This is a genomic window from Geminocystis sp. M7585_C2015_104, from assembly GCA_015295805.1.
Lineage (GTDB): Bacteria > Cyanobacteriota > Cyanobacteriia > Cyanobacteriales > Cyanobacteriaceae > DVEF01.
The window spans coordinates 12,329-37,846 of the sequence record DVEF01000088.1 but is presented as its reverse complement, the minus strand read 5'-3'; the positions used below and the strand labels follow the sequence as shown (position 1 = coordinate 37,846).

General features: G+C 44.2%; 27 protein-coding genes and 2 tRNA genes. 13 read left to right on the top strand and 16 right to left on the bottom strand.

Annotated features, from left to right (window positions below; translation table 11 throughout):
- The first annotated feature begins 63 nt into the window (after window positions 1-63).
- Window positions 64-228 (top strand): hypothetical protein, encoded by a 165-nt coding sequence (locus tag IGQ44_10305; protein ID HIK38363.1) that lies wholly within the window; start codon window positions 64-66, stop codon window positions 226-228.
- A gap of 24 nt (window positions 229-252) precedes the next feature.
- Here the strand turns inward: IGQ44_10305 and IGQ44_10300 are convergent, their stop codons facing one another.
- The 4 genes from IGQ44_10300 to IGQ44_10285 form a co-directional block, all read right to left on the bottom strand.
- Window positions 253-450 carry a hypothetical protein gene (locus tag IGQ44_10300; protein ID HIK38362.1) on the bottom strand — a complete coding sequence of 66 codons (198 nt, stop codon included), beginning with the start codon at window positions 448-450 and terminating at the stop codon, window positions 253-255.
- A gap of 469 nt (window positions 451-919) precedes the next feature.
- Window positions 920-1,498, bottom strand: coding sequence for a pentapeptide repeat-containing protein (locus tag IGQ44_10295; GenBank protein ID HIK38361.1), 579 nt, complete (start codon window positions 1,496-1,498; stop codon window positions 920-922).
- A 17-nt stretch (window positions 1,499-1,515) separates the two neighbouring features.
- A complete protein-coding gene (locus tag IGQ44_10290; GenBank protein ID HIK38360.1) occupies window positions 1,516-2,154 on the bottom strand; it encodes a hypothetical protein in 639 nt (212 codons plus the stop codon).
- A 78-nt stretch (window positions 2,155-2,232) separates the two neighbouring features.
- A complete protein-coding gene (locus tag IGQ44_10285; GenBank protein HIK38359.1) occupies window positions 2,233-2,493 on the bottom strand; it encodes a hypothetical protein in 261 nt (86 codons plus the stop codon).
- Between the two features lie 189 nt (window positions 2,494-2,682).
- Between IGQ44_10285 and IGQ44_10280 the strand changes: the two genes are divergently transcribed.
- Complete coding sequence (locus tag IGQ44_10280) at window positions 2,683-3,861, top strand: transaldolase (protein ID HIK38358.1); 1,179 nt, start codon at window positions 2,683-2,685, stop codon at window positions 3,859-3,861.
- 80 nt (window positions 3,862-3,941) lie between these two features.
- On the opposite strand, the gene IGQ44_10275 is transcribed toward IGQ44_10280, so the two are convergent.
- The 4 genes from IGQ44_10275 to IGQ44_10260 are packed head-to-tail and all read right to left on the bottom strand — an operon-like array spanning window position 3,942 to window position 6,043.
- Complete coding sequence (locus tag IGQ44_10275; GenBank protein HIK38357.1) at window positions 3,942-4,529, bottom strand: cupin; 588 nt, start codon at window positions 4,527-4,529, stop codon at window positions 3,942-3,944.
- 1 nt (window position 4,530) lies between these two features.
- Window positions 4,531-5,160 carry a methylthioribulose 1-phosphate dehydratase gene (locus IGQ44_10270; protein HIK38356.1) on the bottom strand — a complete coding sequence of 210 codons (630 nt, stop codon included), beginning with the start codon at window positions 5,158-5,160 and terminating at the stop codon, window positions 4,531-4,533.
- 46 nt (window positions 5,161-5,206) lie between these two features.
- On the bottom strand, window positions 5,207-5,380 hold the full coding sequence (locus IGQ44_10265; protein HIK38355.1) for a DUF2256 domain-containing protein: 174 nt from the start codon (window positions 5,378-5,380) through the stop codon (window positions 5,207-5,209).
- A gap of 6 nt (window positions 5,381-5,386) precedes the next feature.
- Window positions 5,387-6,043 carry a threonylcarbamoyl-AMP synthase gene (locus IGQ44_10260; protein HIK38354.1) on the bottom strand — a complete coding sequence of 219 codons (657 nt, stop codon included), beginning with the start codon at window positions 6,041-6,043 and terminating at the stop codon, window positions 5,387-5,389.
- A 151-nt stretch (window positions 6,044-6,194) separates the two neighbouring features.
- Here IGQ44_10260 and IGQ44_10255 point away from each other — a divergent pair, with 151 nt between their 5' ends.
- Both IGQ44_10255 and IGQ44_10250 read left to right on the top strand, forming a co-directional pair.
- Window positions 6,195-6,611: a YeeE/YedE family protein gene (locus tag IGQ44_10255; GenBank protein HIK38353.1), complete on the top strand. Its 417-nt coding sequence runs from the start codon at window positions 6,195-6,197 to the stop codon at window positions 6,609-6,611.
- Between the two features lie 9 nt (window positions 6,612-6,620).
- Window positions 6,621-7,043, top strand: coding sequence for a YeeE/YedE family protein (locus tag IGQ44_10250; GenBank protein HIK38352.1), 423 nt, complete (start codon window positions 6,621-6,623; stop codon window positions 7,041-7,043).
- Window positions 7,044-7,115: 72 nt separating this feature from the next.
- Here the strand turns inward: IGQ44_10250 and IGQ44_10245 are convergent, their stop codons facing one another.
- The gene (locus IGQ44_10245) at window positions 7,116-7,241 is read right to left on the bottom strand and encodes a photosystem II protein Y (GenBank protein ID HIK38351.1); all 126 of its coding nucleotides are present in this window, start codon (window positions 7,239-7,241) and stop codon (window positions 7,116-7,118) included.
- 261 nt (window positions 7,242-7,502) lie between these two features.
- Entirely contained in the window at window positions 7,503-8,222 is a 720-nt protein-coding gene (locus IGQ44_10240) for a DUF502 domain-containing protein (GenBank protein ID HIK38350.1), read from the bottom strand.
- Window positions 8,223-8,492: 270 nt separating this feature from the next.
- Here IGQ44_10240 and cysS point away from each other — a divergent pair, with 270 nt between their 5' ends.
- On the top strand, window positions 8,493-9,944 hold the full coding sequence (gene cysS, locus IGQ44_10235) for a cysteine--tRNA ligase (GenBank protein HIK38349.1): 1,452 nt from the start codon (window positions 8,493-8,495) through the stop codon (window positions 9,942-9,944).
- Window positions 9,945-9,946: 2 nt separating this feature from the next.
- On the opposite strand, the gene rlmD is transcribed toward cysS, so the two are convergent.
- Together rlmD and IGQ44_10225 are read right to left on the bottom strand one after the other, a co-directional pair.
- Window positions 9,947-11,293 (bottom strand): 23S rRNA (uracil(1939)-C(5))-methyltransferase RlmD, encoded by a 1,347-nt coding sequence (gene rlmD, locus IGQ44_10230; GenBank protein HIK38348.1) that lies wholly within the window; start codon window positions 11,291-11,293, stop codon window positions 9,947-9,949.
- Between the two features lie 205 nt (window positions 11,294-11,498).
- The gene (locus tag IGQ44_10225; protein HIK38347.1) at window positions 11,499-13,016 is read right to left on the bottom strand and encodes a YifB family Mg chelatase-like AAA ATPase; all 1,518 of its coding nucleotides are present in this window, start codon (window positions 13,014-13,016) and stop codon (window positions 11,499-11,501) included.
- 134 nt (window positions 13,017-13,150) lie between these two features.
- Between IGQ44_10225 and IGQ44_10220 the strand changes: the two genes are divergently transcribed.
- From IGQ44_10220 to IGQ44_10210, 3 genes are all read left to right on the top strand, one after another.
- Window positions 13,151-13,222, top strand: a tRNA-Lys gene (locus IGQ44_10220).
- A 186-nt stretch (window positions 13,223-13,408) separates the two neighbouring features.
- Window positions 13,409-13,480, top strand: a tRNA-Lys gene (locus IGQ44_10215).
- Between the two features lie 969 nt (window positions 13,481-14,449).
- Window positions 14,450-16,093, top strand: a complete 1,644-nt coding sequence (locus tag IGQ44_10210) for a hypothetical protein (GenBank protein HIK38346.1) — start codon at window positions 14,450-14,452, stop codon at window positions 16,091-16,093.
- A gap of 196 nt (window positions 16,094-16,289) precedes the next feature.
- Here the strand turns inward: IGQ44_10210 and IGQ44_10205 are convergent, their stop codons facing one another.
- The 3 genes from IGQ44_10205 to IGQ44_10195 all read right to left on the bottom strand — a co-directional run bounded on the left by IGQ44_10205 (window position 16,290) and on the right by IGQ44_10195 (window position 18,654).
- Complete coding sequence (locus IGQ44_10205; GenBank protein ID HIK38345.1) at window positions 16,290-16,496, bottom strand: hypothetical protein; 207 nt, start codon at window positions 16,494-16,496, stop codon at window positions 16,290-16,292.
- A 52-nt stretch (window positions 16,497-16,548) separates the two neighbouring features.
- A complete protein-coding gene (locus IGQ44_10200) occupies window positions 16,549-17,319 on the bottom strand; it encodes a hypothetical protein (protein ID HIK38344.1) in 771 nt (256 codons plus the stop codon).
- A 459-nt stretch (window positions 17,320-17,778) separates the two neighbouring features.
- The gene (locus IGQ44_10195) at window positions 17,779-18,654 is read right to left on the bottom strand and encodes a hypothetical protein (protein HIK38343.1); all 876 of its coding nucleotides are present in this window, start codon (window positions 18,652-18,654) and stop codon (window positions 17,779-17,781) included.
- A gap of 121 nt (window positions 18,655-18,775) precedes the next feature.
- Between IGQ44_10195 and IGQ44_10190 the strand changes: the two genes are divergently transcribed.
- Entirely contained in the window at window positions 18,776-19,207 is a 432-nt protein-coding gene (locus IGQ44_10190; GenBank protein ID HIK38342.1) for a DUF2996 domain-containing protein, read from the top strand.
- Window positions 19,208-19,262: 55 nt separating this feature from the next.
- Here IGQ44_10190 and IGQ44_10185 read toward each other — a convergent pair whose 3' ends face one another.
- A complete protein-coding gene (locus tag IGQ44_10185; protein HIK38341.1) occupies window positions 19,263-19,778 on the bottom strand; it encodes an inorganic diphosphatase in 516 nt (171 codons plus the stop codon).
- A gap of 134 nt (window positions 19,779-19,912) precedes the next feature.
- On the opposite strand from IGQ44_10185, the gene IGQ44_10180 reads away from it, so the two are divergent.
- The 4 genes from IGQ44_10180 to IGQ44_10165 all read left to right on the top strand — a co-directional run bounded on the left by IGQ44_10180 (window position 19,913) and on the right by IGQ44_10165 (window position 25,373).
- Window positions 19,913-20,716, top strand: a complete 804-nt coding sequence (locus tag IGQ44_10180) for a segregation/condensation protein A (GenBank protein ID HIK38340.1) — start codon at window positions 19,913-19,915, stop codon at window positions 20,714-20,716.
- Window positions 20,717-20,807: 91 nt separating this feature from the next.
- Window positions 20,808-22,220: a decarboxylating NADP(+)-dependent phosphogluconate dehydrogenase gene (gnd, locus tag IGQ44_10175; protein ID HIK38339.1), complete on the top strand. Its 1,413-nt coding sequence runs from the start codon at window positions 20,808-20,810 to the stop codon at window positions 22,218-22,220.
- A 185-nt stretch (window positions 22,221-22,405) separates the two neighbouring features.
- A complete protein-coding gene (locus tag IGQ44_10170; GenBank protein HIK38338.1) occupies window positions 22,406-23,599 on the top strand; it encodes a 4-hydroxy-3-methylbut-2-enyl diphosphate reductase in 1,194 nt (397 codons plus the stop codon).
- Window positions 23,600-23,681: 82 nt separating this feature from the next.
- Window positions 23,682-25,373: a DUF87 domain-containing protein gene (locus tag IGQ44_10165; protein HIK38337.1), complete on the top strand. Its 1,692-nt coding sequence runs from the start codon at window positions 23,682-23,684 to the stop codon at window positions 25,371-25,373.
- Window positions 25,374-25,518: the final 145 nt, after the last annotated feature.

The window sequence follows — 25,518 nt, the reverse complement described above, 5'->3', positions numbered from 1 at the left end:
TCTTACCCCCTATTCCCTTTAGGCAGTCTTTTTTCCACACGAATGCCGCCATAAGGGGGATTTTTGCCTTGTTGGCTCATTATACCTGGCCATTACAAAAATCACAAAAACTGCCCCTATTTCAACCGTCTATGGGTAGAAAAAATTCTTGCCTTTTCTGTAGCAGGGGGTGTTGTGTTTTTTGCCTTCTTGGTATTCCTATTCATCACCCCTAATAACGCCATTTGAATTGCCTTTTCAAAAGGGCTAAAACTAGAATTGATTAGTAAATATAAATCCTAGCCTAAACTCATTCACCGCCACTGAGGCAAATATCCGCAAACTGTCAACGTCTTTTTGTATTGTATGTTTTTGGATTGTATGACTGAATTTGCCCCTTTTAGCCAGCCATATGGCACCTTCGCGAATTATAACCCATCTGCTCGCCAACAGTAAAAGCCAAAAATCCATTTCCTGCTGCAAGAGAATTTTGTAACAAGTTAGCCGGGAAAAATACTTAGCCACTTACCCCATGGCATTCCAACATGTCAGACATGTCAGAAGAAGAAGAGGAAGAAGAAGATTTCTGCAAGTCTTTTTTAATTCCCCCCTTTTCAGCTTTTCCTTGTGGGGTTAAACCAACAGGCAAAATTGTAGTAGAATGAGGCTCTACTATTGAGAGCCATGTTCAAAGGCATACAGTGGCACTCTATAACTAGTGACCTTTTTTACCACATAAACCCGCACTGTCCCATTGTCCCACAACTTAGACCTACTTTCTCCCTACTAGAGAAGCCTTATGGCAGGTTGGCTTGTAAATATACTTAGGTGGGGATGAGATTTCCAGTTGGGTGTAGGGAAAAGGGGGAAGGCGTAGACACAAGGAGTATGGGGGGGTGGCAGGGGCGTTAATATAAACAATATGCGTGAAGGGAAAAGGTCAGAGGGATAGGAAAATTTGTTTACAATATGGGGAAGGCGCGGGGGGAAAGCCGGGAGAATGAACTATAGTTGCCCATCTTAGGTCTATTCCGTCAATTGTAGCATTTTCAAAATTGCTCATAAGGATACTAGCTTTGCCAAGGTGGGTATTAATGAGTTGGGCATGACTAAAATCAGTCTTGTAGATGGTGGCCTCTATCAATTCTGTTTCGTATAATACGGCCCTACTAAAGTCGGATTCACAGATGATAGTCTTAACTAGATTAGCCTCACTGAGGTTACTGCGTTGGAGGATAGTTTTGTAAAAAATAGCATTTCTGAGGTTGCCCAGTCTAAGATTGACACCAATAAGATTACTCCCAGTCAAATCGGCATGAGAAAGATTAGCAAATCGGAGATTACTGCCAATAAGAGTTACACCATGTAATTTACAACCGCTTAGATTAATGCCCTCTAAGTCATAGCCACTCAAAGTCACCCCCGAAAGGTCAATGAAAACCTCCGGATGTTTGGAGCGCCAATAATTCCACTGTTGGACGTTATTGATTAAGTATAGCAGATAATCGCGATTGTTCATCGTAAATACCGTGCTTGCTACTCATAGATGTTGGACAAGTCTATTCTCCCTCCAACGCTAGTAATAGCCTCCAGTGCGGCTTCTGCACCAGCCTTAATTTCTCTTTCCGCACCACCTAAATAAAGTCTGCCAAAACTCCCCACCGCCTGGACAGAGATAATATTGATTCTAGCTGCCTTTTCAGCCTCATTGGCGGCGAGTGCGGCATAGGCTGCAGGTTTCACCTCCAAGACATAGAGAGTTTCGCCAGCTAGCAACATTTGACCTTTGCGGTTACGATTGATGATTTGAGCCTGATATGGGTCAATATTACGGATAATCTGACTGGAAACCACTTCTGGCTTGAGACAGTCTTTCTCACTAACCCCCAATGCTTCTAAAATGGCCCTGCCGGCGGCTTTCACCTCCCCCTGATTGCTAGAATGGATTTCCAATAGACCATATAACCTTTCCACAAATTGGACTCCTGGTTTTACCACCGCTGATTTTAGAGCTACGTCTGTAATTCTGTTTATTTCAATCCCTGGAGAAATCTCAATCCAGAGAGAGGCATCCCCAGGGAGAGGAAGGAAACCAAGGGCAACAGTACCAATGTAAGACGCGTGTTGAGGTTGCAGTCTATCCAAGTAGACATAACTACGCAGTTCAACACTCATGAGTGAGGTGTATTGTAAGAAAAATAGGTAACAACAGTAAATTATCATGGATTCTCTAAGTTTAGGCAACTGGGTTTACTATTGTTGGGGGGTATGGATTCTTTCAAACTGATTTGTTTTTTCCGTCAGTCCGAGGTATTTTAGCAATTTCACCACAGAAAAGGAGGTTAAAATTCCAATAGTCAAACCTAGGGCCAATAAAAACAAAAATACCCTTTTAATCTCCCTTCTTTTTTCAGGAGATACTTCTGTGTTTCCCTGATTTTCCCTTCCCGGAGTTACGGAGGAATTCAGGCTAAAATACTCATGGTTTTCCTGGTCAAAAAATTGATTATTCATTGGAGGAAATCTAAAGGATTACATGGGACGGAGTCAAAATTCTCCGGGGCATGAGTATATTTATCTAGCAAGGGCAACTATTAAAAGAAGCAGTTATTGTTAAAAAAAGTAACTAAAGTAATCATTATTATAGCGGGTTATCTAGACTGAGATAGAGTAGAAATAGAGAGATAATTAACAGGGTTGATTATGGCGAATTTACTAGAACAGTTGAAACAATATACAATAGTTGTGGCGGATACTGGAGAAATTCAGGCTATTGAGACATTTAAACCTAGAGATGCTACCACCAATCCCTCTCTAATAACAGCAGCAGCACAGATGCCTCAGTATCGGGAAATTGTAGATGAAACCCTAAAAGAGGCTAGAAGGGAATTGGGGGAATCCGCCTCTGTTGAAGAAGTAGCTAAACTGGCAGTAGACTGGCTAGCAGTGGCATTTGGTAAAAAAATACTAGAAATAGTGCCGGGAAGAGTCTCCACAGAAGTAGATGCCCGTTTATCCTATGATACAGAAGGCACAGTCAACAAAGCTCGTTATCTGATTTCCCTCTACGAAAAAGCAGGGGTTAGCAGGGAAAGGGTTTTAATTAAAATTGCCTCCACCTGGGAAGGGATTAGGGCCGCCGAAATCCTCGAAAAAGAGGGCATTCACTGCAATCTCACCCTCCTTTTTGGCTTCCATCAAGCAGTAGCCTGTGCAGAAGCAGGTGTTACCCTCATCTCCCCCTTCGTAGGCAGAATTCTAGACTGGTATAAGAAGGAAACCGGGAGAGATTACTTCCCTGGGCCTGAAGATCCTGGAGTGCAATCAGTTACGAGAATATATAACTATTACAAAAAATTTGGGTATAAGACAGAGGTAATGGGGGCAAGTTTCCGTAACATAGAACAAATCTGTGAGTTGGCAGGGTGTGATTTATTAACAATCTCCCCCAAACTGTTGGAAGAGTTACAAAGCAAGGAAGGGGAATTGCCCAGGAAACTGTCACCGGAAAAGGCAGCCGCCATGGACATAGAAAAGATTACCATGGACAGGGAGACTTTTGATAAAATGCACAGTCAGGATAGAATGGCCAGAGAGAAACTGGATGAGGGGATTAGGGGATTCACTAAGGCGTTAGAAACTCTGGAACAATTTTTGGCTAGGCGTTTAAGCTGTTTGGAAAGGGGGGAAACTCTGGCCCATGCGGTGGATGACATTTTCCACGTCTATGACTTAGACGGCGACGGGTTTATTACCAGGGAGGAATGGGCAGGGGCCGATGCCGTCTTTGATGCCCTAGATTCCAACCGCGACGGGAAAATTAGCGCCGAGGAGATGGCCTCCGGTCTGGGAGCCGTGTTATACTTGGCAAAGGTCTGTTAGAGTGGCATTTGTCTCACCTATCCCCCCCTGGCAGTTTACGGGTTGTCCAGGGAGGGGTGGCATGGGATAAAACTAGCCCATCAAGACACAGACACTGCTAGATAGTCTTCCAGACGGGAGAAACGACTGGCGATGTCACTGCCAGTGTAGTTGGCAATCCAGCCAGAGGGATTGTTGAAGAAACGAATGGCAGTAAAACGGGGATTCGCACCCATGTCAAACCAGTGACGGGTATTGGCTGGCACGCCTATTAAGTCTCCTCTGCCGCACAATATCTCTAATACCTGATTGTCTATATGAATACTAAACAACCCCAAGCCGTCTACAAAGAAACGTACTTCGTCCTCACTATGGGTGTGTTCTGAAAGGAATTTTTGCCTCAATTCCTCCTTCTGGGGATGATTTGGGGTAAGACTAACTACATCTACCTTTAGATACCCTCCCTCAGACATTAATTTTTCCACTTCTGGTTGATAGGCAGACAGAATCTCCTCCTCCGATGCCCCAGAAACTACTTCTGTCTTAGTCTCCCACTGCTCAAATCTCACACCCAATTGTTGTAATTTCTCCTTGATGGTGTTAATCCTCTCCTTTGGGGATGCAATGTTATTACTGTCGAATATGGGGGTTTGTGGATTGTCTTGTTGGAATATTCTCAGTACAGTCATTTTAAGTTACACCCTTTAGCCGCATAAGTTCCAATTCGCACTCCATTAAATATTCTATCGCCTCTAAATGTCTTAATGCCTCTGCCATATCCCTACCCCAGGTGTAGACTCCGTGTTTTCTAATCAAATACCCCCAGCAGGGGATTCCTCTTTCTAGATATTCTCTCACCTGTTTCGCTAATTGTGGTATATCCTGGGAGTTGTCAAAAATGGGAAAGTCTACTACAGTCTCATGGGTGTCAATGCCAGCAAAAGCCTTTAACAACTCATACCCCTGCAATCGCCAACGATTACCCTGACAAAGACAACTAATCAAGTTGCTATGGAGGGAATGGGTATGTAAAACCGCGCCAATGGAAGAATCCCAGGCATAGAGACTGGTATGGAGAAGGGTTTCCGCAGAGGGTTTTTGGGGAGTTTGGGGAATTCCTTCTAAATCTACCACCATCACGTCTTCTATGGTGAGATTCCCCTTATCTTTACCAGACACTGTAATGGCACAATACCTCCCATCCAAACGCTGGGAAAAATTACTACTGGTTGCCGGTGTCCACCCCCGCTGGTATAAAATCCTACCTATATTGATGATATTCTCTGCCGCCTTTTCAAAATCCCTCTGAGAATATGTCATAGGCTCTTGCTATCCCCATCCTACCGCCAACAATATACCATGATACCTAATAACCCCCCCTATCTTCAGAGGCAATAGTATGTCGGCGTCGTCTACATCTTTCTGAACAATATTTTACCTCCTCCCAGCAGGAGGCCCACTTTTTCCGCCACGTGAAGGATAAGCCACATACTGGGCATATTTTGGTGGGTAAATCAGATTTCTTTCTCTGTTTAGCCATTTACTCTCACTCCTCCACAACCGTTAACCATTTCCTCACTTCTTCCCATCCTTTTCCCTGTCTAACTATTGTGGGACTTTCCGAAGAAAAGTCTATAATGGTGGACACTTCGTAACCTGGGTCTGTATCATCGTCTATTATAATGTCCACAATCTTGTCAAAATAGTCAAACAACTTAGCCTTTTCCCAATTTTCAGAAGGGGAATACCCCTCCTCCTCGTTAATGTGTGCTGAGGTGGAAATGATAGGGTTGTTAAGATTGTTTAACAGAGCTTGACAAACCGGATGGTCTGGGACTCTAATCCCTGTAGTTCTCCTTTTGGGAGACATTACTAGTTTAGGCACTAGTTTAGTGGCGGGCAAAAGAAAAGTATAAGGTCCTGGAATTAACCTTTTCATGATATAATAGGCCTCGTCAGAAACAGTGGCATATTCGGCTATATTTGACAGGGAGGAACACAAAAAAGTCAGGGGTTTGTCATTAGTTAGTCGTTTGATTGCCCTAACTCTTTCCACCGCTTTTTTGCAATTTATGTCGCAGCCAATGGCATATACTGTGTCTGTAGGATAGAGCATAATTGCCCCCTCCCTTAGAGCTTTTGTAATGGCCTCTATCTTGCGATTCTGGGGGTTTTTATGATTTACCTGATACAATGTCGCCATGTTTTAACTTAGCTTCTTATTGTTAGCCTAACAGACAATCCTGACCCAAAAAACGGCAAGAATATAGACAATTTTAACAGCACCAACCAGCACAAAGTCCCACTGACCATTAGAATATATTGTTGGGCGATGATATGACGGGAACAACCACATGGAAACCAGCTGGATAAATGGCTTAATAGGAGGAGTCTTGATAGGAATCAGTGCCACGATATTGTTAGCCTTTAATGGTAGGATTGCGGGGATAAGTGGAATGATTAATGGGGCTTTGGAATTTAAAGCCTCACAGCTTTGGCGTTGGTATTTTCTAGGAGGAATGTTGTTGGGGGGATTACTGTTTGAATACGTCTTGCCCTTTCCGGATACTCCCCGTTATCCCTTCCACCCCATTGCTATGCTTGTGGGTGGTTTTCTGGTAGGGTGGGGCACAACCATGGCTAACGGTTGTACTAGTGGACATGGTGTTTGTGGGCTAGGTAGACTATCATTACGCTCACTAGTAGCTGTTATTACATTCCTCATCACTGGGATTCTAACTGTATTCGTCACCAGGCATCTACTGGCATAGGGGGAAGATATGAAACCACAGAATATAATTGCTATTCTTTCCGGGTTGCTATTTGGATTGGGGTTAGGCATCTCCCAAATGGTAGACAGGGAAAAGGTGTTAGGCTTTCTAGATGTAGCCGGAAAATGGGATGCCACCCTCATCTTCGTATTGGGAGGGGCGGTGGTTGTAACCCTCATTGCCTTCCGTTTTATTCTATCTTGGAAACAACCCCTATTGGATTCCCAATTCCATCTGCCTGCCCGTAACGACATTGACTCCAAACTTATTGTGGGCGCGGCAATTTTTGGTATTGGTTGGGGTATCAGTGGCTACTGTCCTGGCCCCGCGGTAACTTCTCTGGTACAATTTAGTCCCAATCCCTTTCTCTTTGTAATAGCCTTTGTCCTTGGTTCTCTTGCCTATAAGTTTACCACAGAAGGGAAACAATAGGGGGATGAGAATCACCCCCGCCTGAAGCGAACACTCGGCCACCTATTCTATTATCATTGTACTAGGCTTTTACTAGGCTTTTTGTTGTTTGTTGAAGAGCTTTTGAAATTGCTCCACGGCTGCTGCAGCTATATTGTAAACCGCCCAGCCAGCAGCCACTAATACGGGCAATAGTACTATCAATAATCTCCAATCCATAGTAGTTATACTCCCTCCATTTCCTACCTGGTTACATTTTTTCCGCATCTGTAAAGAAATGATAGCACTTATTGTGCCCCACTGTCCTAATGGGATATTATAAAAAAAACCGAGGCTACCCTAGCGACAAGGGGAAATAGCCCTCGGCAAATTGTTTGTTGTCGTTTAATCTTAAGGAAGCCTAGAGGGGAAAAGTCCCATGTCTCCCGTAAGATTTCTTTACATTCATTGTAACAAATGAGGAATCTTTTGTAAAACGGCTCAGCGGGCGGTGGGGGGTGGGGGGTTTTTGCCAATCAGAAGGGGTTTTCCCCTGTAGCCATTATTGCTTGTGCTGGGATAATTGCCATTACCACTGTTGGGGGTGACAATTCCACCAGAGAGGAGGATTTTAAAGGCATCCTCAATAGACATGTCTAAGGTTGTTACCTCTTCCTCCGGTACAATAGCATACCAACCAGTGGTGGGATTGGGGGTAGTGGGGATAAAGACACTTAGTAAGGGTTTTTCAAAATTCTTGCCAATGGCATCACTGACTTTGCCGGTGACAAACCCTATACTCCAAATCCCCTTACGAGGGTATTCTACTAATACCACCCGACGGAATTTGTTTTCCGTGTCTTGGAGAATGGTTTCTAGTATCTGTTTTACAGTTTTATAAACCGCACCAGCCAGGGGTATCCCCTGTACTATTCTCTCCCCTAAGTGCAACAACCATTGGCCAACTATATTTCTGGCCATCAACCCTATTGATAGTATAAATGCTAGAGGCACAGTTAGGCCAATACAGAAATTTATCAGATTCAGTAATACTGGATGGAGGTTGTCAAGGGGATTGAGTTGTTTTGGTATTCTGGTTAGTAAATCTATTGCCCAGGTAGCGATAACATAGCTCAGCCATATGGTGGTAGCTAAAGGAATAACCACCAACAATCCTGCCAGAAAGTCGTTTTTCAAGTCTTCCTTTAGTTTTCTTAACACCTGCACCTTCAACTCACACTCGTTATACTATACTACTAGTTTAAGAAATTGCCCCTCACCGGGGGTGGTTGTATTGGGTTTGGGCTTGAGCATTAACAGGGGCAATCCGCCTTACTCTATTCTACTGGGATTGTGATGGGTCACTTTCCTAGCCTTCCCACCCTCAAAAAACCTCTCTCCCACTGCCACACTCACATTTCCCTATAGACACTGATAGTCATAAGCCCTTAACATAGGCATAGAGTAACACCCCAAACAGAAAATACGCCAATGAGTCTGATTGTCTACAATACCCTCACCAAAAGGGAAGAAGAATTTAAGCCCCTCAATCCCCCTCAAGTTAAGATGTATTGCTGCGGTATCACCGCCTACGACTACTGTCACCTGGGACATGCCCGCACTTGTGTCGTCTGGGATGTGGTGAGAAGCTATCTAGTCTGGCGAGGTTATCAAGTAAGATACATACAGAACTTTACAGACATAGATGACAAAATTTTGAACCGCGCCCGTCAGGAAAACACCACCATGGAGGAGGTGGCTGAGCGTTTCATCCAAGCCTATTTTGAGGATATGGAGAGGCTAAATGTATACAAGGCTGACTCTTATCCTCGAGTGACTCATACCCTAGATGGCATAAAAAGGCTGATTTGGGAATTGGAGGAAAAGGGTTTTGCCTATCAGTCTCAGGGGGATGTCTACTATGCAGTGGATAAGTTCCCCGGATATGGTAAACTGTCTGGACGCAGGTTAGAAGAATTACAGGTGGGGGCTAGTGGGAGAATTGATGTTTCTGCATCCCAACAGGTAAAACAAAATTCTTTTGACTTTGCCCTCTGGAAAGCTGCAAAACCAGATGAACCAGGTTTTGATTCTCCCTGGGGTAAAGGAAGACCTGGATGGCATATCGAATGTTCTGCTATGATAAGGGAAAACCTGGGGGAGACTATCGACATTCACGTAGGCGGCAGTGATTTAATCTTCCCTCACCACGAAAACGAGATTGCCCAGTCAGAAGCCGTCACAGGTAGGCCCCTTGCCCTCTACTGGTTGCATAATGGCATGGTGACAGTTAACGGGGAAAAAATGTCTAAATCCCTGGGCAATTTTATCACCATCCGCGAACTTTTGGATAGATATGACCCCATGGCGGTGCGTCTTTTCATACTGCAAACTCACTACAGAAAACCCCTAGACTTCAGCGAATCTGCTTTACAAGCCGCCATGGGTGGGTGGCAAACCCTTAAAGAAGCCCTCTGTTTCGGTTACAAATACGCCAAGGAGCTCTCTTTTGAAGCATCTGAGGCTACCAGTTTAAATACTGACAAAAATATAGAAAACGCCTTCCGGGAGGCGGTAGACTCGGATTTTAATTTTGCCGCGGGTTTGGCAATTCTGTTTGAACTAGCCAAGGAATTGCGTAAAGAATCCAATTTACTTAGTCACCAAGGCAATTTCTCTCAATCTTCTCGGGATTTACTGGCCAAATGGCACACTCTGGTTTCCCTTGCTAAAATCCTACGTTTGGAAGTCAAACACCAGGATGTTGTCACCCAACAGGAGGAAATTGAAGACAGAGAAATCGAAGCACTCGTGCAACAACGCAGTATTGCCCGTAAACAGAAAAATTATGCAGAAAGTGATCGTATTAGGGATTATCTAAAACAAAAAGGTGTTATTCTGGTAGACTTGCCCGGTGGTGTCACCAAATGGCATCGTAGCTAAGTTTATTTCCTCCTGGTAACAATCACGGCCGTTTCTACGTGGCATGTTTGGGGGAAGAAGTCTGCCGGTTGTACCCATTTTATGTTATAGTCCTCCCCAAGCCGGCGTAAGTCTCGGGCAAGTGTAGCCGGGTGGCAGCTGATATATACTATGGTTTCCGGTTGCATTTGCCTTAGAGTTTCCATCACAGTTTCTTCACATCCCTTCCTTGGTGGATCTAATACTACCACCTCTGGTTTCACTGCTAAGGTTGGCAAAATGGCCTCCACCTCCCCTGTTATAAACTGTACATTGTCAATCCCATTTAAAATAGCATTCTCCTCTGCCTGGATGATAGACTGATAATGGGATTCGATGCCAATCACCTTCTTTACTTTTTGGGCAAAGGGTAGAGTGAAAGTCCCTATACCACAATACAAGTCTAACACTGTTTCATTTCCCTTCAAATCCAGACGGGAAAAGATGGCAAACAACAAGTCTTCTGCCGAGTTGGTGTTAACCTGGAAAAAGGTTTCTGGGCGTAGATGAAAGGTTAAACCGGCAAATGTTTCCCTTAAATAACCCCTCCCGGCCAATAATTCCGTTTCCTCCCCAAAAATCACATTAGTAGCCTTGGGGTTATAATTCAAGGTCACCCCCACTATTTCAGGATAAACCTCCATCCACTTCTGTGCCATAGTTTTCAGTTTTTCCCCCACCCTCTTAGCAGTCACCAGGGTTACTAGAATTTCCCCTGTGTTTTTGCCAATGCGGAAACAAAGGTGTCGTAGTGCGCCCTTTCTCGTCTTCTCGTCATATACGGGTATTTGTGATGCCTGTAAATCCTTTTTTATCCCCGCCAACAGGGGATTCAAACGCTCATCCTGAATGGGACACTTGTTAATATTAACCACTTGATGGCTTCCCCGGCGATAATAACCCGCCTTCAACCTCCCCATTGCCGACATGGCTAGTGGATAACTCACCTTATTGCGATACCCCAGGGGTTTGCCAGCGATTATCTTTTCCACCCTTATGTCGGTAAAACCTCCAATCCTAGTCAAAGTCTCCCTCACCTGATTTTCTTTTAGTTGTAACTGATACTGGTAGTCTATATGCTGCCACTGACAACCCCCACACTTGTCTGCTACAATACAACTGGGTCGAGTTCTATGGGGCGACTCCGATTCTATTTCCTTTATCTTCCCCTCCGCGTATTTCCTTTTCACCCTTACAATTCTACTTTTTACCCTATCCCCCGTCACCGTGTCTGGTATAAACACCACCTGTTGGTTTATTCTTCCCACCCCATACCCCTCACTGCTCACATCTTCTATTGTAACGCTTATTATATCACCCTGTCTTACCACTCAAACCTTCTCCCCTCCTACCTTTTTAACTTATGCCCCCAATCGCCGTTTTTTTGACCTCGGCTTTTTCTTTTCCCCAGAAGGTCTTTTCAAACACACACACCTACCCCATTCTACTTCTTCTTCCATTGAAGACCACTCGTCCGGAAATTGCAACCCCTGTTAATACTTTTTAACATTAAATTGTAAATAAGTAAAAATACTGTTAGAGGAGACGGTCGAGAGTACGATATTGGATGGCCTCGGCGAGGTGGTGTGGTTGGAGGGAGGGGGAGGAGTCCAAGTCGGCGATGGTGCGGGCTACTTTAAGAATACGGTCGAAGGCACGGGCGGAAAGACCTAATTTGCGGATAGCGCCATCGAGAATTCCACGGCAGTGGTCATCCAGAGGGCAAAATTGTCGCAGGTGGTGAGATTGCATCTGGGCATTACAGGAGATGTGGTAGTCCTGGAAGCGAATCCTTGCCCTTTCTCGTGCGGCGATAACCCTTTCCCTCACCGAGTGGGAACCTTCCCTTGCCTTTTGTTGGAGCATCTCCTCAGGTTTAAGACGGTTGACTACAACTTGTAGGTCGATGCGGTCAAGTAAAGGGCCTGACAGTTTAGCCCAGTATTGTTGGCGTTGTCGTGGAAAACAGGTGCATTCTTTGAGAGAATCGCCGTAGTAACCACAAGGACAAGGGTTGGTGCTAGCAATAAGGGTAAAACGGGCAGGAAAGGAGACTGTTTGACGAGCCCGGGAGACGGTGACAAATCCATCTTCTAGGGGTTGACGCAGAAACTCTAAGACACTACGTTTGAACTCCGTTAACTCGTCCAGGAATAAAACACCGTGATGGGAGAGGGAAATTTCCCCAGGTTTTGGCAATGAGCCTCCCCCCACTAGTGCCACACCACTGGCAGAATGATGGGGGCTACGGAAGGGGCGTTGGGTAATTAAACCACTTCGGCCCTTCAACAGGCCAGCTACGGAGTAAATCTGGGATACCTCTAAAGCTTCTGCAAAGGAGAGGGGCGGGAGGATGGAGGGGAGTCTTCTTGCTAACATAGTTTTACCAGCACCGGGAGGCCCCACCAATAACAGATTGTGTCCCCCAGCAGCCGCTATTTCCAAAGCCCTACGGGCAGAGTATTGTCCTTTTACATCAGCTAGGTCATAATTGGTATCCATGTCCTCTTGTTCCACTCTGGGGGTAGCCACGGGAAACTGGGAGGGATTCTGCAAAAACTGAGTTACCTCCAATAGGTGATTAAACCCATACACCTTTAGTACTTCCACCACTGCAGCCTCTTGGACATTATCCTTAGGCACAACTATGCCTCGAAATCCCAACCTAGCCGCCATCACTGCCATGGGCAAAACACCGGCAACCCCCCTTAGACTGCCATCTAGAGACACCTCTCCCAAAAAAAGATAGTCAGACAAGTGGGTAGACTCCACCTGTTGGGAGGCAGCCAGAATCCCCAGGGCAATAGGCAAATCAAAAATAGGCCCTTCTTTGCGCAAGTCAGCAGGAGAGAGATTGACTGTTATTTGTCTTACCGGGAAAGCAAAACCAGAATTTCTAATAGCCGCCTTTACCCTCTCCCTTGACTCCTGTACTGCCGTATCCGGCAAACCTACAATAATTGTCTTGGGCAACCCCCCAGCCACATCCACTTCCACCCCAACCTTTACCCCCTCGATCCCTACTACGGCCCCACTCCAAACCCTACTCAACATAGAAATCCCCCTTATACTATTATCCCTCCCAGTTTAGAGGCAACTCAACAAAAAAACTAGACCCCCCCTTGCATTTCTTGTGGCCGGTGCGCTACAATTGTTCAATGGGAGCTCTTCAAGACAGCGCAACAAACGGGTCGCTAGCTCAGCGGTAGAGCACTCGGCTCTTAACCGATGGGTCCTGAGTTCGAATCTCAGGCGACCCCCCTTCCCTTTGTCCTTCCCTTTTGTCAGAAGAATGGGGGGTTTGGAACGTCAAGAATGGGTGGGGGCGATGGGGTTTTTTTGTGGCGCCACGGGATGTTCAAAAAGTACTAAAAACCCTTGCATTTTTTTTCTCAGTGCGTTAGAATAGTAGACGTTGTGCGGCTCATCAAAACGGCGCAACAAACGGGTCGCTAGCTCAGTGGTAGAGCACTCGGCTTTTAACCGATTGGTCCTGAGTTCGAGTCTCAGGCGACCCATTCCTACTCCCCTTCTCATGGGCAACCACTGGGGTATCGCCTCGGCTGTGCCATTGCCTGTTGCTCTTATGCTTGTCAGTGGGGTGAGGTGGTCTTTTGGTTATTAGGACTTTCTGGTTTCCCCTCCCCGGTCCTATTTAATGCTAATCTTTTTTATTAAAGCCCCTAACTATTTGGGAGATGTCAGTATATATTCTCATTATGTGAGGTTCTAAAAATATCCCCCACTCCTGCCGCACCGCCACGGTTACAGTCCACCATTTTTCCTAGTTGGATTGCCTTGGAGAAATACTGTCTGCCAGTTGGGCTAGATTCGAAGAGTTAAGCGGTTGAGAGGGGAGAATTGTTATTGTTTTCCTCCTGTGGCTTTTGAAACTGCCTTTGTGGAATGTGTTTCCCCTCAGTGGGGAAAAATATAAGGGTAAAATGGGAGACAAATAGAGAAAATATTGGTCGAATATAAAAGTAGAAACAGGAGAAATTTTAAACAATTTTTAAAATAATAAACATTAAATAGGGAAAGTTAAATTGGAATCGGCAATGCAGCAGACGATTTCCTCAGTAAACCCACGGCTTGGTGGAGTTTTAGAAGTAGGCCTCTGGCAGTTTCGCAGCGGAAATGTTGTCCCAAATGCAAGGTTTTAAAAAAAAGAAGAAAGAACAGAGGAAAAAATTAAATTTTTCTGAGAAACCTGGGACCTAGAAGGGGGAATCATGCCAGGCTGAAAAAAGTTTAACATTACTTATTTGTGTGTGGTTGGTGGCAATAACAGTGGTTTGACAGTGTTTACTTAACAGTTAGTGGAAAGGCGGTGAGGGAAATAATATGACAGTCTAAAAACACCGTGGAGGGTATATACCAATGAAACCAAATCAAGTCCATGGCGACTAAGCTGTAATTCTGTTGGATGGGTGTGATGAGACAAGGGTATGATGGGGATAGGGTAACTAGAAGTAGGGGAAATAACCATGGGACTTAGGGAACCCACCCCGGTAGATCAGTTAATGTTAGAATTAATAAATAGGGCCAGAAGCAATCCGCAACAGGAAGCTAATCGTCTTCTGGGAGGCAATCTAAATGAGGGAGTATCACCACAATGGTGTATATCTCCCACCCCCAAACAGCCTCTCGCTTTTAATCCCTATCTCATAGACGCCGCTTACCTCCACAGTAAATGGATGTTGGATAATGATGTCTTTAGCCACACTGGGGTAAATGGTACTAATTCCCAACAAAGAATGGCAATGGCCGGCTATCAGTTTATACCTCCCTGGGGAAGTGGCGAAAATATCGCTTGGAAAGGCACAACTGGTAGTATGGACTATGTTAAGTTTGCCATTGACAATTATGTGAATCTATTTGTGGATTATAACTATCCCAACCGCAGTCACCGAGTCACCATGTTATGGGATGAGTTTCGGGAGGTGGGAATAGCCTCATTGCAGGGGGTTTTTACCTTTAACAGGATTAACTACAATGCGGTGGTGACTACCCAGAATTTTGCCTATAGCCGCAAGGATGGAGATGGTGCATTTCTTACTGGTGTTATTTACACTGATTCCGTGGTAGATGATGACTTTTATACCATTGGCGAGGGAATTGGCAATATTAGAATCATTGCTAAAAATATAACCACAGGGAGTCGCTACGAAACCACTAGTTGGCAAACGGGTGGTTATTCTCTATTCCTTCCCCCCGGCGACTATCTTGTTAGTTTTATCGGCAATTTGGACCAAGACCCGAAAGATGATATAGTTAAAGCCTGGGTTACTATCGGCAACACCAACATCAAATTAGACTTAGCCACTGATAATCCCCTTCTGGCTACTGGGTTTCTCAATAGTAACAATTTCAACAACCTCCCTTCAGATAATACCAGTCTATCCCAAGCCTCCATTCCCTCTTCTTCTCCTCCCAACATTTATAATTCTCCCAACCCCAACAACCATTTAAATCCAACCCCCCGTGACAACTTAAATTCTCCTATGACTAATGACAATCCCCCTTCTCCTTTTGCTGATAATACCACTGGCAATGACGGAAATATTCCCCTTCCCCCCAGTGGCAATCCCCATTCTCCCACCGCCAACAACGATTTTCTCCCCCTCCCCTCTTCCCCCACCAATAGCAATTCTCCCTCATCTCCCACATCCCATCTTCTCCCACCTCTCCTTAATACTCCCATATACCGGCTGCAAAATAGAGACTATCTAGGCAGCTATTTGTTTGTGGGGGAAGATGAGGCTAACAATATTCTCCGCAATTATCCTCAATTTCAACTAGAGGGATTGGCGTTTTATGTTAGTCTAACTCCCCAGGATGGGTTAATGCCAATTTATCGTTTCCGCAATGATAATATCATGGGCACTTATCTTTTTGTGGGGGAAGAAGAAGCCAATTCTATTAAAAGAAATTATCCCGTTTTTACAGAAGAAGGAATTGCTTTTTATGTATACCCCGCCAATAGTCAAGGTTTTCCCCTCTACCGTTTTCAAAATCGATTATTGCCTGGTAGTTACCTATTCACCAACGAGAGTGAAAAGAATTATGTAATGGAAAGTTATTCTGACTTTTTCCAGCTAGAGGGAGTTGCCTTCAACGTAGTTTTGTAGGCTGTGTGGGGATTAGGATATGGGTGGGGTTAGTTTTAAAATCATAAACCCCTACAATATCAAATAATTGACCCATACAGATGGGGTTACGAAAAGTGGTTATAACTGATAATAAATGCTGCCTTTAGCCGCCATTTAGTCTAACCAATCTAACTATAAGCCAGTCTAACTAGTCTAACCAGTCTAAACACTCTCTTTAACCGGTGAATAACCAGTGACTGCCTTGTTTGCCATTCCTCCTAGGGGTGATTGTAGCCCCACCCACTAGCCCAGATTGGGTAATTAGTGTGAAAATATAATAGTCGCCATGTAATCGACCACAGGAGAGTTGGTTTAGAGAGGGGCTATAATCAAATAAGTCGATTAACCGGCTTAGTAATGCCACCCCATTATGGGTTGCCATGTGGTTGGTTTTCTCCTAAACAGGGAGACAATGAAAACTAAAGCGGGGGTTTTTATGCCCCTTTGAAAAAGCGTATAATCTCCCTGACGTTTTCTAAAAATTTGCTGTCTTCTGATAACTGGGCAACTGCCTTTCTACTTTCTATGATGATATTTTCATGTTCCTGCTTATTTAACGCCTGAAAATGCTCAAATTTTGCCATTAGCTGATTATAATTATTTCTTATTTCTTGCCACCGTTGCTCATTTTTAAACACCAAAGAATCCTCATTATTGTAATTGAATTCTTCAACTAGGGATTTGAGTTGATTTTCGAGAAACAAAACACGATTTCTTAACTCTAAAACATCTTCCCTGGGATGGGTAATTTGTTCGCGAATTGCTTGTAAACGTTGAGCTAAATACTGATAACCTCGAACTGCTGGACGCAAAAAAGTCAACAATAAGGTAGCCCCAGATGCTAGATAACCTATCTCACTAACTCCTGAAGCTGCCAGCAAATATAATCCCAAAGCAGAGAGTAAATGTAGCACGATTGCTAAAACTATTGAGAAAGATGCCACCTTTTGTACATACTCTAACTGTTTCTCATCAAAACTAATATTTTTCTGACGAGAAACATTGGCTTCCGCAATTACATCCTGGGCGTCAAAATAGATATTCCAGGGAATGGTGACAATCGCCAGTAGCCACCAGAAAATGGCAATACCAATCAACCAATCCACAAAATTTCCCACAGGGATATTAAACCATTGCAAAACAAAAAAAGCCACAATTAAAAGGAAACTAAAACCGCAACCAAAACTTAAATAACCATACATCATAGTCCCAATTTCTCACCTGGGGTTTTGATTATGATTATGAGACAGTTAACCCCCATTAGTAACCTTTAATATGCCAATTCGTTAACCGTCACAGGGAGTAGGATGTAATAGGGTGTAAGGAGTAGGATGTAGGAAGTAGGATGTAGTAGGATGTAGAAAGTGGGATGTAGAAGGTAGGATTTATAAGGTAGGGTGTAGGGAGTAGGGGTTTGTAATGATAAAATCTTACGGGTTTACAAGAGGGACAATCTTCTAGTAAATCAAATATTGCCTTTCCTTTAAAAAAATAGCAGGGGATAACCCACGCCATTATTATAAACTGTCATTTGTCGCACCATGGGTGGGTAAACTAAAAATCGGCGAAACCGGCATAGTCGGCGGCAATAGGCAGAAGAAAATAGTTGGGGGGGAATATGGTGGCAGGAGTTACAAAAACCCCCGGAGGCAAAAAAATATTTCCTAGGCTATCTGAAATTCTGGACTCCTAGTGAGACGAATTTGTGCTAGGGTGAATATTACCGGTATTATCCTAGTATAATTGGTGGCAATGGCGCGCCATCCCAAGTCAGCAAAGAAGTAAATCCATAAAGCAGGACCCAAAAAGGCGAAAATACTCCTAGTAGCAGTATAACGGGCAGAAGCTATAGCCATTCCCCTTTTTGCCATCTGGAGGGTGAAGTAGTTTTGGATTTGATTGGCGGCGGCTATTCCTCCCCTAATGAGGGCATTCTTGGCAGCCTGATATGTTGCAAAATGTAGCGCAAATTGTTGGGCAATTATACCTAGCAGCCAGTTTTTCAGAAGGGAGTTGATAGCTACTACACCACCTCCCCTCATGAGAATCTTAACTGGGTCATGTTGTATACTCAAGGGTAGTGGTTGGGGAGAGGGGTTTTCTGTAAGAAATTTGATAATTTTTTGTTTCAGTGAATACTGTTGCTTGGCGGGGAGTTTTTCCCATGTCTGTTGTAAAAGATGGAGAAATATCTCTGCCTCTATGTCAACGGTATTCATTTGCCGACTGTAGGGGATTTGCAGGTAACGACACACTTGGATTAACACATCCCTATACTTTACCTTATCTGTTTGTCCTCGTAACACGGTAAAACCATCTGCCGCCAGAAAACGAAATCTTTTCTCAATGGCATCCAACCACTTTTGCCACCCCTGACTTTGCACTTCTATGGGGGAGGGAGTATATAAATAATCCAGGGGATTGAGGCTACGGGAAAAGAGAATTTCTGTTACCTGTTTTAACTCTTCTTCTGTAGCTAATTCTAAAACCGTCCTTAACTCGTCGACTTCTGTCTTCCTGTCTTCCACTTTTACACTCATTGTCGGAAGGCCCATTGTAAACCCAAACACAATTATAAACGAGTGGCTGAAAGTGTGGGAAGAGGGAAAAGAGGATGATATATTAGCTATCAGTACTCTTGGAAATCCATAGCTAGAGACTATGACAGAAGAAACAAAAGCCACACCCGGTGCAGAAAAACCAGCCAAAAAGGCTAAACCCCCCGCTGTAGAAGATAAACCCCTTACAGAATTCATTAATGAACATTTTATCCCCGCCTTGAAAACTGCTATTGCTAAACAGGGTATAACTGAAGTAGAGTTGGAATTCAAAAAGGCTAAAATACCCGTTGTCGGCTATGAATCTTTCCCGGAGTGTTGGCAAGTAGTAGGGGATTTAGGGGGACGTGTTTTTTCTCTATACTTTTTACAGGAAAATATTAATGGGCAAAAGGCTTTTTCTTGTTGCCTTAGAGGTGAAAAGCCTAGCACCTTAGAATCGTTTATGATAGATGAGCGTAAGGCTACCCTAGACTTAATGGTTTCTTTTACCTTAAAACGGTTAAACGGACAAAAATGGCTAGCTAGAAACTAAAATCGGGGGGGGAGTAGGGCGATGCCAACACCCCCACCACCCACTATAGCATTGGTTAAGCCTGTTTATAGGCCCTTATACATTTTTCCACTAGAGGCGCCACTTGGTCAATATCTTTCCAGCCTAGTATTTGAGTTTCTTTCTTCTCTAGATTCTTGTATGTGCGGAAAAATTCGGCTATTTCTTCCAGACGGTGAGGGGCAATGTCTTTTAAGGATCTTACATGACTATAACGGGGATCGTCCGCCGGCACACATAGGATTTTCTCATCCCTCTCCCCGCTATCAATCATTTCTAACATACAAATAGGACGAGCAGCAATTATACACCCTGGGAAGGTAGATTCGTCCATCATCACCATCCCATCTAAGGGGTCACCATCGTCTGCTAAAGTATTAGGTACGAAACCATAATCGTAAGGGTATCTTACTGAAGAATATAATACCCTATCTAAAACGAAGGCATTTAATTGCTTGTCGAATTCATATTTATTTTTGCTACCTCCGGGGATTTCGATGAAGACATTTAAAATCCCGGGTTTTGGTTGTGGGGGAATTCTCGATAAATCCATCTGAAAATCCTTCCTTTACTCCTACTCTGGCTTTACCTGTAACAATTCCCTTAATATTTAACCATAAGCCGTCACCATGAGGTAGACTTGCAGCTACTTTTGCCACTTTTCCACCCCCTCATTATGACTTTACTATGACTCTGAATTCCAATACTACTTTTTTGGCTCGAATTCAAGACACTCTCACTCGACTCATAGAGTTAGCTGAAAGTGGAAAGATAAACCCCTGGGAAGTAAAAGTTATAGAAATCATCGATGAATTCTTGACGGAATTAGGATTATTTGATGACCATAATATCTCCCCTGAAAATCTAGACTTGGGCCTAGCAGAATCTGCTAAAGTTATGCTCTTTGCTTCAAAATTAGTCCTATTAAAAGCTGAAACTATAGCCATAATAAAGGAGGATAAATGCCAAGAATGGGAGGAAAATACCTCAGGAGAAAACCAGGAAAAAAAATCACGAAATACAGCGTTTTATGAACTACAAGAGGCAGAAAAATATATTAAAAGAAAGATAACACCTTTACTGCCCCAAAGGCGAAAGGTAACCCTACAAGAGTTTATTGCCCAACTGAAAGCCATCCAAAAGGAGATATCAGAAAAGGGAGAAAATATAAAGGCAAACCCCGACAGAAAACCGAAAAAAGGAGACAACCGTCAGGAAGCACTAGAAACAGTTAAAAAGTTGGCTCATGAGGAAAATCTAACAGAATTGACTCACCAAATAAGTGTTTTCTTGAATGATTATAAGCAGTCTCAGGGAAGAAGGAAGATTCTGTTTGAGGAATTGGTGAGACAGTGGCAAAAACATAGGGGAGACAGCAAGCAGGATAGAGTGGGGGTGTTTTGGGCATTACTGCTTCTGTCGTCTCAGTCGAAGGTGGAATTATACCAACCAGAATTCTACCATGACATTGAAATCACTCTGCTAGATTAACACAACAAATTATTAAAAAATATGCTTCAAAACTAGAAAATCAAGTTACCCTGAGGATGGACATTTTAGTAACTAGTAAAGAGGAATAATTATGACAAAAAGGAGTTTTGGGGTAATTGGGTTGGGCGTAATGGGGGAGAATCTAGCCTTAAACGTGGAAAGTAAGGGATTCCCCATTGCCGTGTATAACCGCACTGCCGCCGTAACGGAAAAATTTATGGCTACCAAGGCGCAAGGCAAGGATGTCAAAGCCGCCTACTGCCTAGAAGAATTTGTGCAATTATTGGAACGCCCTCGTAAAATACTAGTAATGGTAAAAGCGGGCGCGCCAGTAGATGAGGTTATCCAACAATTAAAACCCCTATTACAAGAAGGGGATATGATTATCGACGGGGGTAACTCTCTCTACCAGGATACCGAAAGACGCACCCGGGAATTAGAAGCCACTGGTTTGGGTTTCGTGGGGATGGGTGTAAGCGGTGGCGAAGAAGGTGCACTACAGGGCCCCTCCCTAATGCCAGGGGGCACATATACAGCATACCAGGAATTGGAACCAATCCTCACTAAAATTGCCGCCCAGGTGGATGATGGCCCTTGTGTAACCTATGTTGGTCCCCGTGGTGCAGGCCACTATGTCAAAATGGTGCATAATGGAATAGAATACGGGGATATGCAGCTGATTGCCGAGGCTTATGACTTGCTAAAAACGGGCTTAGGCTTAGATAATCAGCAATTACATGAAGTTTTCAGCCAATGGAATGAGACGGAAGAGTTAAACTCCTTTTTAATTGAAATAACGGCTAATATCTTCGCCAAAAAAGACGATGTGACAGGAGGTTATCTGATTGACTATATTCTGGATTCTGCTGGCCAAAAAGGCACAGGTCGTTGGACTGTGATAAACTCGTTAGAGTTGGGGGTGCCTATCCCTACTATATATGCGGCAGTAAACGCCAGAGTGATGTCGGCTTACAAGGAAGAAAGAGTGGCAGCCAGTAGAGAATTGAAAGGGATGGTAAGCCAATTTCAGGGGGATGTGACGGAATATATCAATAAGCTCCGAGATGCCCTATACTGTGCTAAGATATGCTCCTATGCCCAGGGGATGGCGTTGATTGCCAAGGCGTCAGTGGAGTTTGAATACAACATCAATCTATCGGAAATTGCCCGCATCTGGAAGGGGGGTTGTATCATTAGAGCCCGTTTTCTGGATAAAATTAAAAGAGCCTTCACTGACAACCCTAACCTCCCTAACCTCCTCCTGGCGCCCGAATTCAAAGAAAGCATCCTCCAACGGCAAAAGGCTTGGCGAGAGGTGGTGGCTTTGGCTCATAATCTAGGTATTCCTATTCCAGCTTTTAGTGCTTCTCTTGATTACTTCGATAGCTACAGAAGAGAACGTCTACCTCAAAATCTAACCCAGGCGCAAAGGGATTATTTTGGGGCACACACCTATGAGAGGATAGACAAACCAAGAGGAGAATTCTTCCACACCCAGTGGTAATCTCAATACCTTTTCAGGGTTTGTTTATAAAGGGCCCCCGGCAAAAGACAAGATAAACCAATACGAGTTTACAATCATACACCTCCACCTCCTAACCCCCACATCCTTCACCCTACCCCCTTTCCGGGGGGAGAAAAGGATTAAGATATTTTAAAGGCTACATATCATACCACCAATCACTAGATATGGATACTAAAAATTTCAAGCGTAATTTACAAAAATCGGAAAACTACTATCGCAGGGGATTCGGGCATCAGGAAGAAGTTGCCCTGACTTTAAAAGGGGAATATAAAAGCAGTCTAATCCAAAAGATTCGTGAAAATGGTTATCAAATCACCAGGGGGGATATAACTATTCGTTTGGCACAAGCCTTTGGCTTTTGTTGGGGGGTGGAAAGGGCAGTAGCTATGGCGTACGAAACCCGTACTCACTTCCCCAACGAGAGGATTTGGATTACTAATGAGATTATCCATAATCCCTCGGTAAACCAGCGTCTGAGGGAGATGGATATTAATTTTATACCCGTGGAGGATGGGGTAAAGGATTTCTCGGTGGTGACAAAGGGAGACGTAGTAATTCTACCGGCTTTTGGGGCTTCTGTCCAAGAGATGCAACTTTTAAACGAAAAGGGGTGTATCATTGTAGACACTACCTGTCCGTGGGTGGCTAAAGTCTGGAATTCTGTGGAAAAACACAAGAAAAAGCAATATACCTCTATTATCCATGGCAAATACAAACACGAGGAGACTATCGCCACTAGTTCCTTTGCAGGCAAATATCTGATAGTCTTGAATCTAGAAGAGGCGCAGTATGTGTGCAATTATATCCTCAATGGAGGTGACAAGGAGGAGTTTTTAAAAAAATTCCGAAAAGCCTCTTCCCCGGGATTTGATCCTGATTTAGACTTGGTGAGGGTGGGTATTGCCAATCAAACCACCATGTTGAAGAGTGAGACAGAGGCCATTGGCAAACTATTTGAACAAACGATGATGAGGAAATATGGCCCTGCCAATCTTAATGACCATTTTATGAGTTTTAACACCATTTGCGATGCCACCCAAGAAAGACAAGATGCCATGAATGAATTGGTGAAGGAGAAACTAGACTTGGTTATTGTCATCGGTGGCTTCAACTCTTCCAACACCACCCACCTCCAGGAAATTGCCATGAGGGCACAAGTCCCCTCCTATCATATAGATGGTGCCAGTCGTATCCTTTCTGCCAACAGAATTGAACATAAACCCCTCCACCAGGAAGTGCAAATCACAGAAAATTGGCTACCTCCCGGGAAGATTACAGTGGGAATTACCTCCGGCGCCTCCACTCCTGATAAGGTTGTAGAAGAAGTCATTGAAAGACTTTTTGCCCTTAAAGCCTAATATTTCCTCCCTGGACCCTAGTGTGTATTATCCAAACACTACGGGGTCCAGTGGTCAGTATGATGTCATTAACAGAAAAACTATGGGAAAAAATCAGCCACAGGCGTTGGGTTTAGTTATTCAAGGTTCGTTGAGTGAAGGTTTAGAGGTAAAATTGCATCCAGATGTCTCTGTGGAGGATATGCGGGTGGGGAAGTTTTTGGTGGTGCAGGGGAGTCGCGCCCGCTTCTTTTGTCTGTTAACGGATGTATCCTTGGGGGCGTCTAATCCCCGCATTTTTACTCACCCCCCCGCCCATGATGATAGTTTTTGGTTAGAAGTTTTGGCGGGCAGTGACACCTATGGTACCATTAAAATCACCCCCATGTTAATGTTAGTCCTCACCGGAGGAGAGGGAGAAAGAATTGACTTTGATAACATACCCAATCTAGAAGATTTACAACTGTTGCCCGTCAAAACTATCCCCAGTCACTTCAGTCAGGTATATGAGTCTACAGAGAGGGATTTTCGTTGTGTTTTTGGCTGGGAGGATTCGCCCGGTAAACGCAATTTTGCTATTGGCAAACCCCTTGACATGGATGTGCCCGTTTGTATCGATTTAGACCGTTTTGTAGAGAGAAGCAACGGAATTTTCGGCAAGTCTGGCACTGGCAAGTCCTTTCTCACCCGCTTGTTGATTTCCGGTATTATTCGCAAAGATGCCGCAGTAAATCTCATGTTTGATATGCACTCAGAATATGGATGGGAAGCCGTCAGTGAAGACAAGGGAGCCTCTATTGTTAAGGGTTTGAAACAATTGTTCCCTGACAGGGTGGAAATATATACCCTAGATGTGGAATCCACCCGTCGTCGCGGGGTGCCCTATGCTCGTGAATTATATCTAAGCTACGACCAAATAGAGATTGAAGACTTGCGTCTGGTGTCAAAGGAATTAGGGTTGTCGGAGGCTAGTCTAGATAATGCCAATATCCTTGCCAGTGAATTCGGGAAAGACTGGATAGTTACCCTCCTAAATATGACCAATGATGAGATAGCCGAATTCTGTGGGGAAAGACAGGGGCACCATGGCTCAATTATGGCTTTGCAGAGGAAGTTAAAACGCCTAGAATCCCTTAAGTACATGCGCACTAGCTGTCCCTACAATTATATCAAAGAAATCCTCGCCCTGTTGGATGCCGGCAAAAATGTGGTCATTGAGTTTGGTAGCCAGGGCAGTCTTCTTTCCTATATGCTTGTAACCAATATGATCACAAGACGCATCCACAGTGAGTATGTGAAAAAGGCAGAGAGATTCCTTCATTCTAAAAACCCCGTCGACCGTCCACGACAATTAGTAATTACCATAGAAGAGGCTCATCGTTTCCTAGACTCCAGGGTAGTCCATCAAACCATCTTCGGCACTATTGCCCGAGAAATGCGTAAGTATTTTGTAACATTGCTAGTAGTAGACCAAAGACCATCAGGCATAGACAATGAGGTAATGTCGCAGATGGGCACTAGGATTACCTGTCTTTTAAACGACGAGAAGGATATAGATGCCATCTTCACTGGTGTTTCCGGCGCCAGCAGTCTTCGCTCAGTCTTGGCCAAACTGGATTCTAAACAACAAGCCCTTGTCCTCGGTCATGCTGTACCTATGCCTGTAGTTGTCCGCACTAGACCCTATGATGAACAATTTTACAAGGAAATCGCCGACGACCATTGGACAACCAAAAGCGACGAGGAAGTTTTTGCCGCCGCTGAGGCTGCCCGTCGGGATTTAGGGCAGCAGTGATGGGGATATGGCTTTTCCCCCCTTCTCTTTTCTTTTATCAGCTAATCAGGAAGTGCCCACCACCCTTCTCCTCTTCCCTCATGTTGAAAATCTTTCCTTATAAGAAAGCACCCAGCCCAAGTGTCTCGGCAGTCCCTTTGCCTGC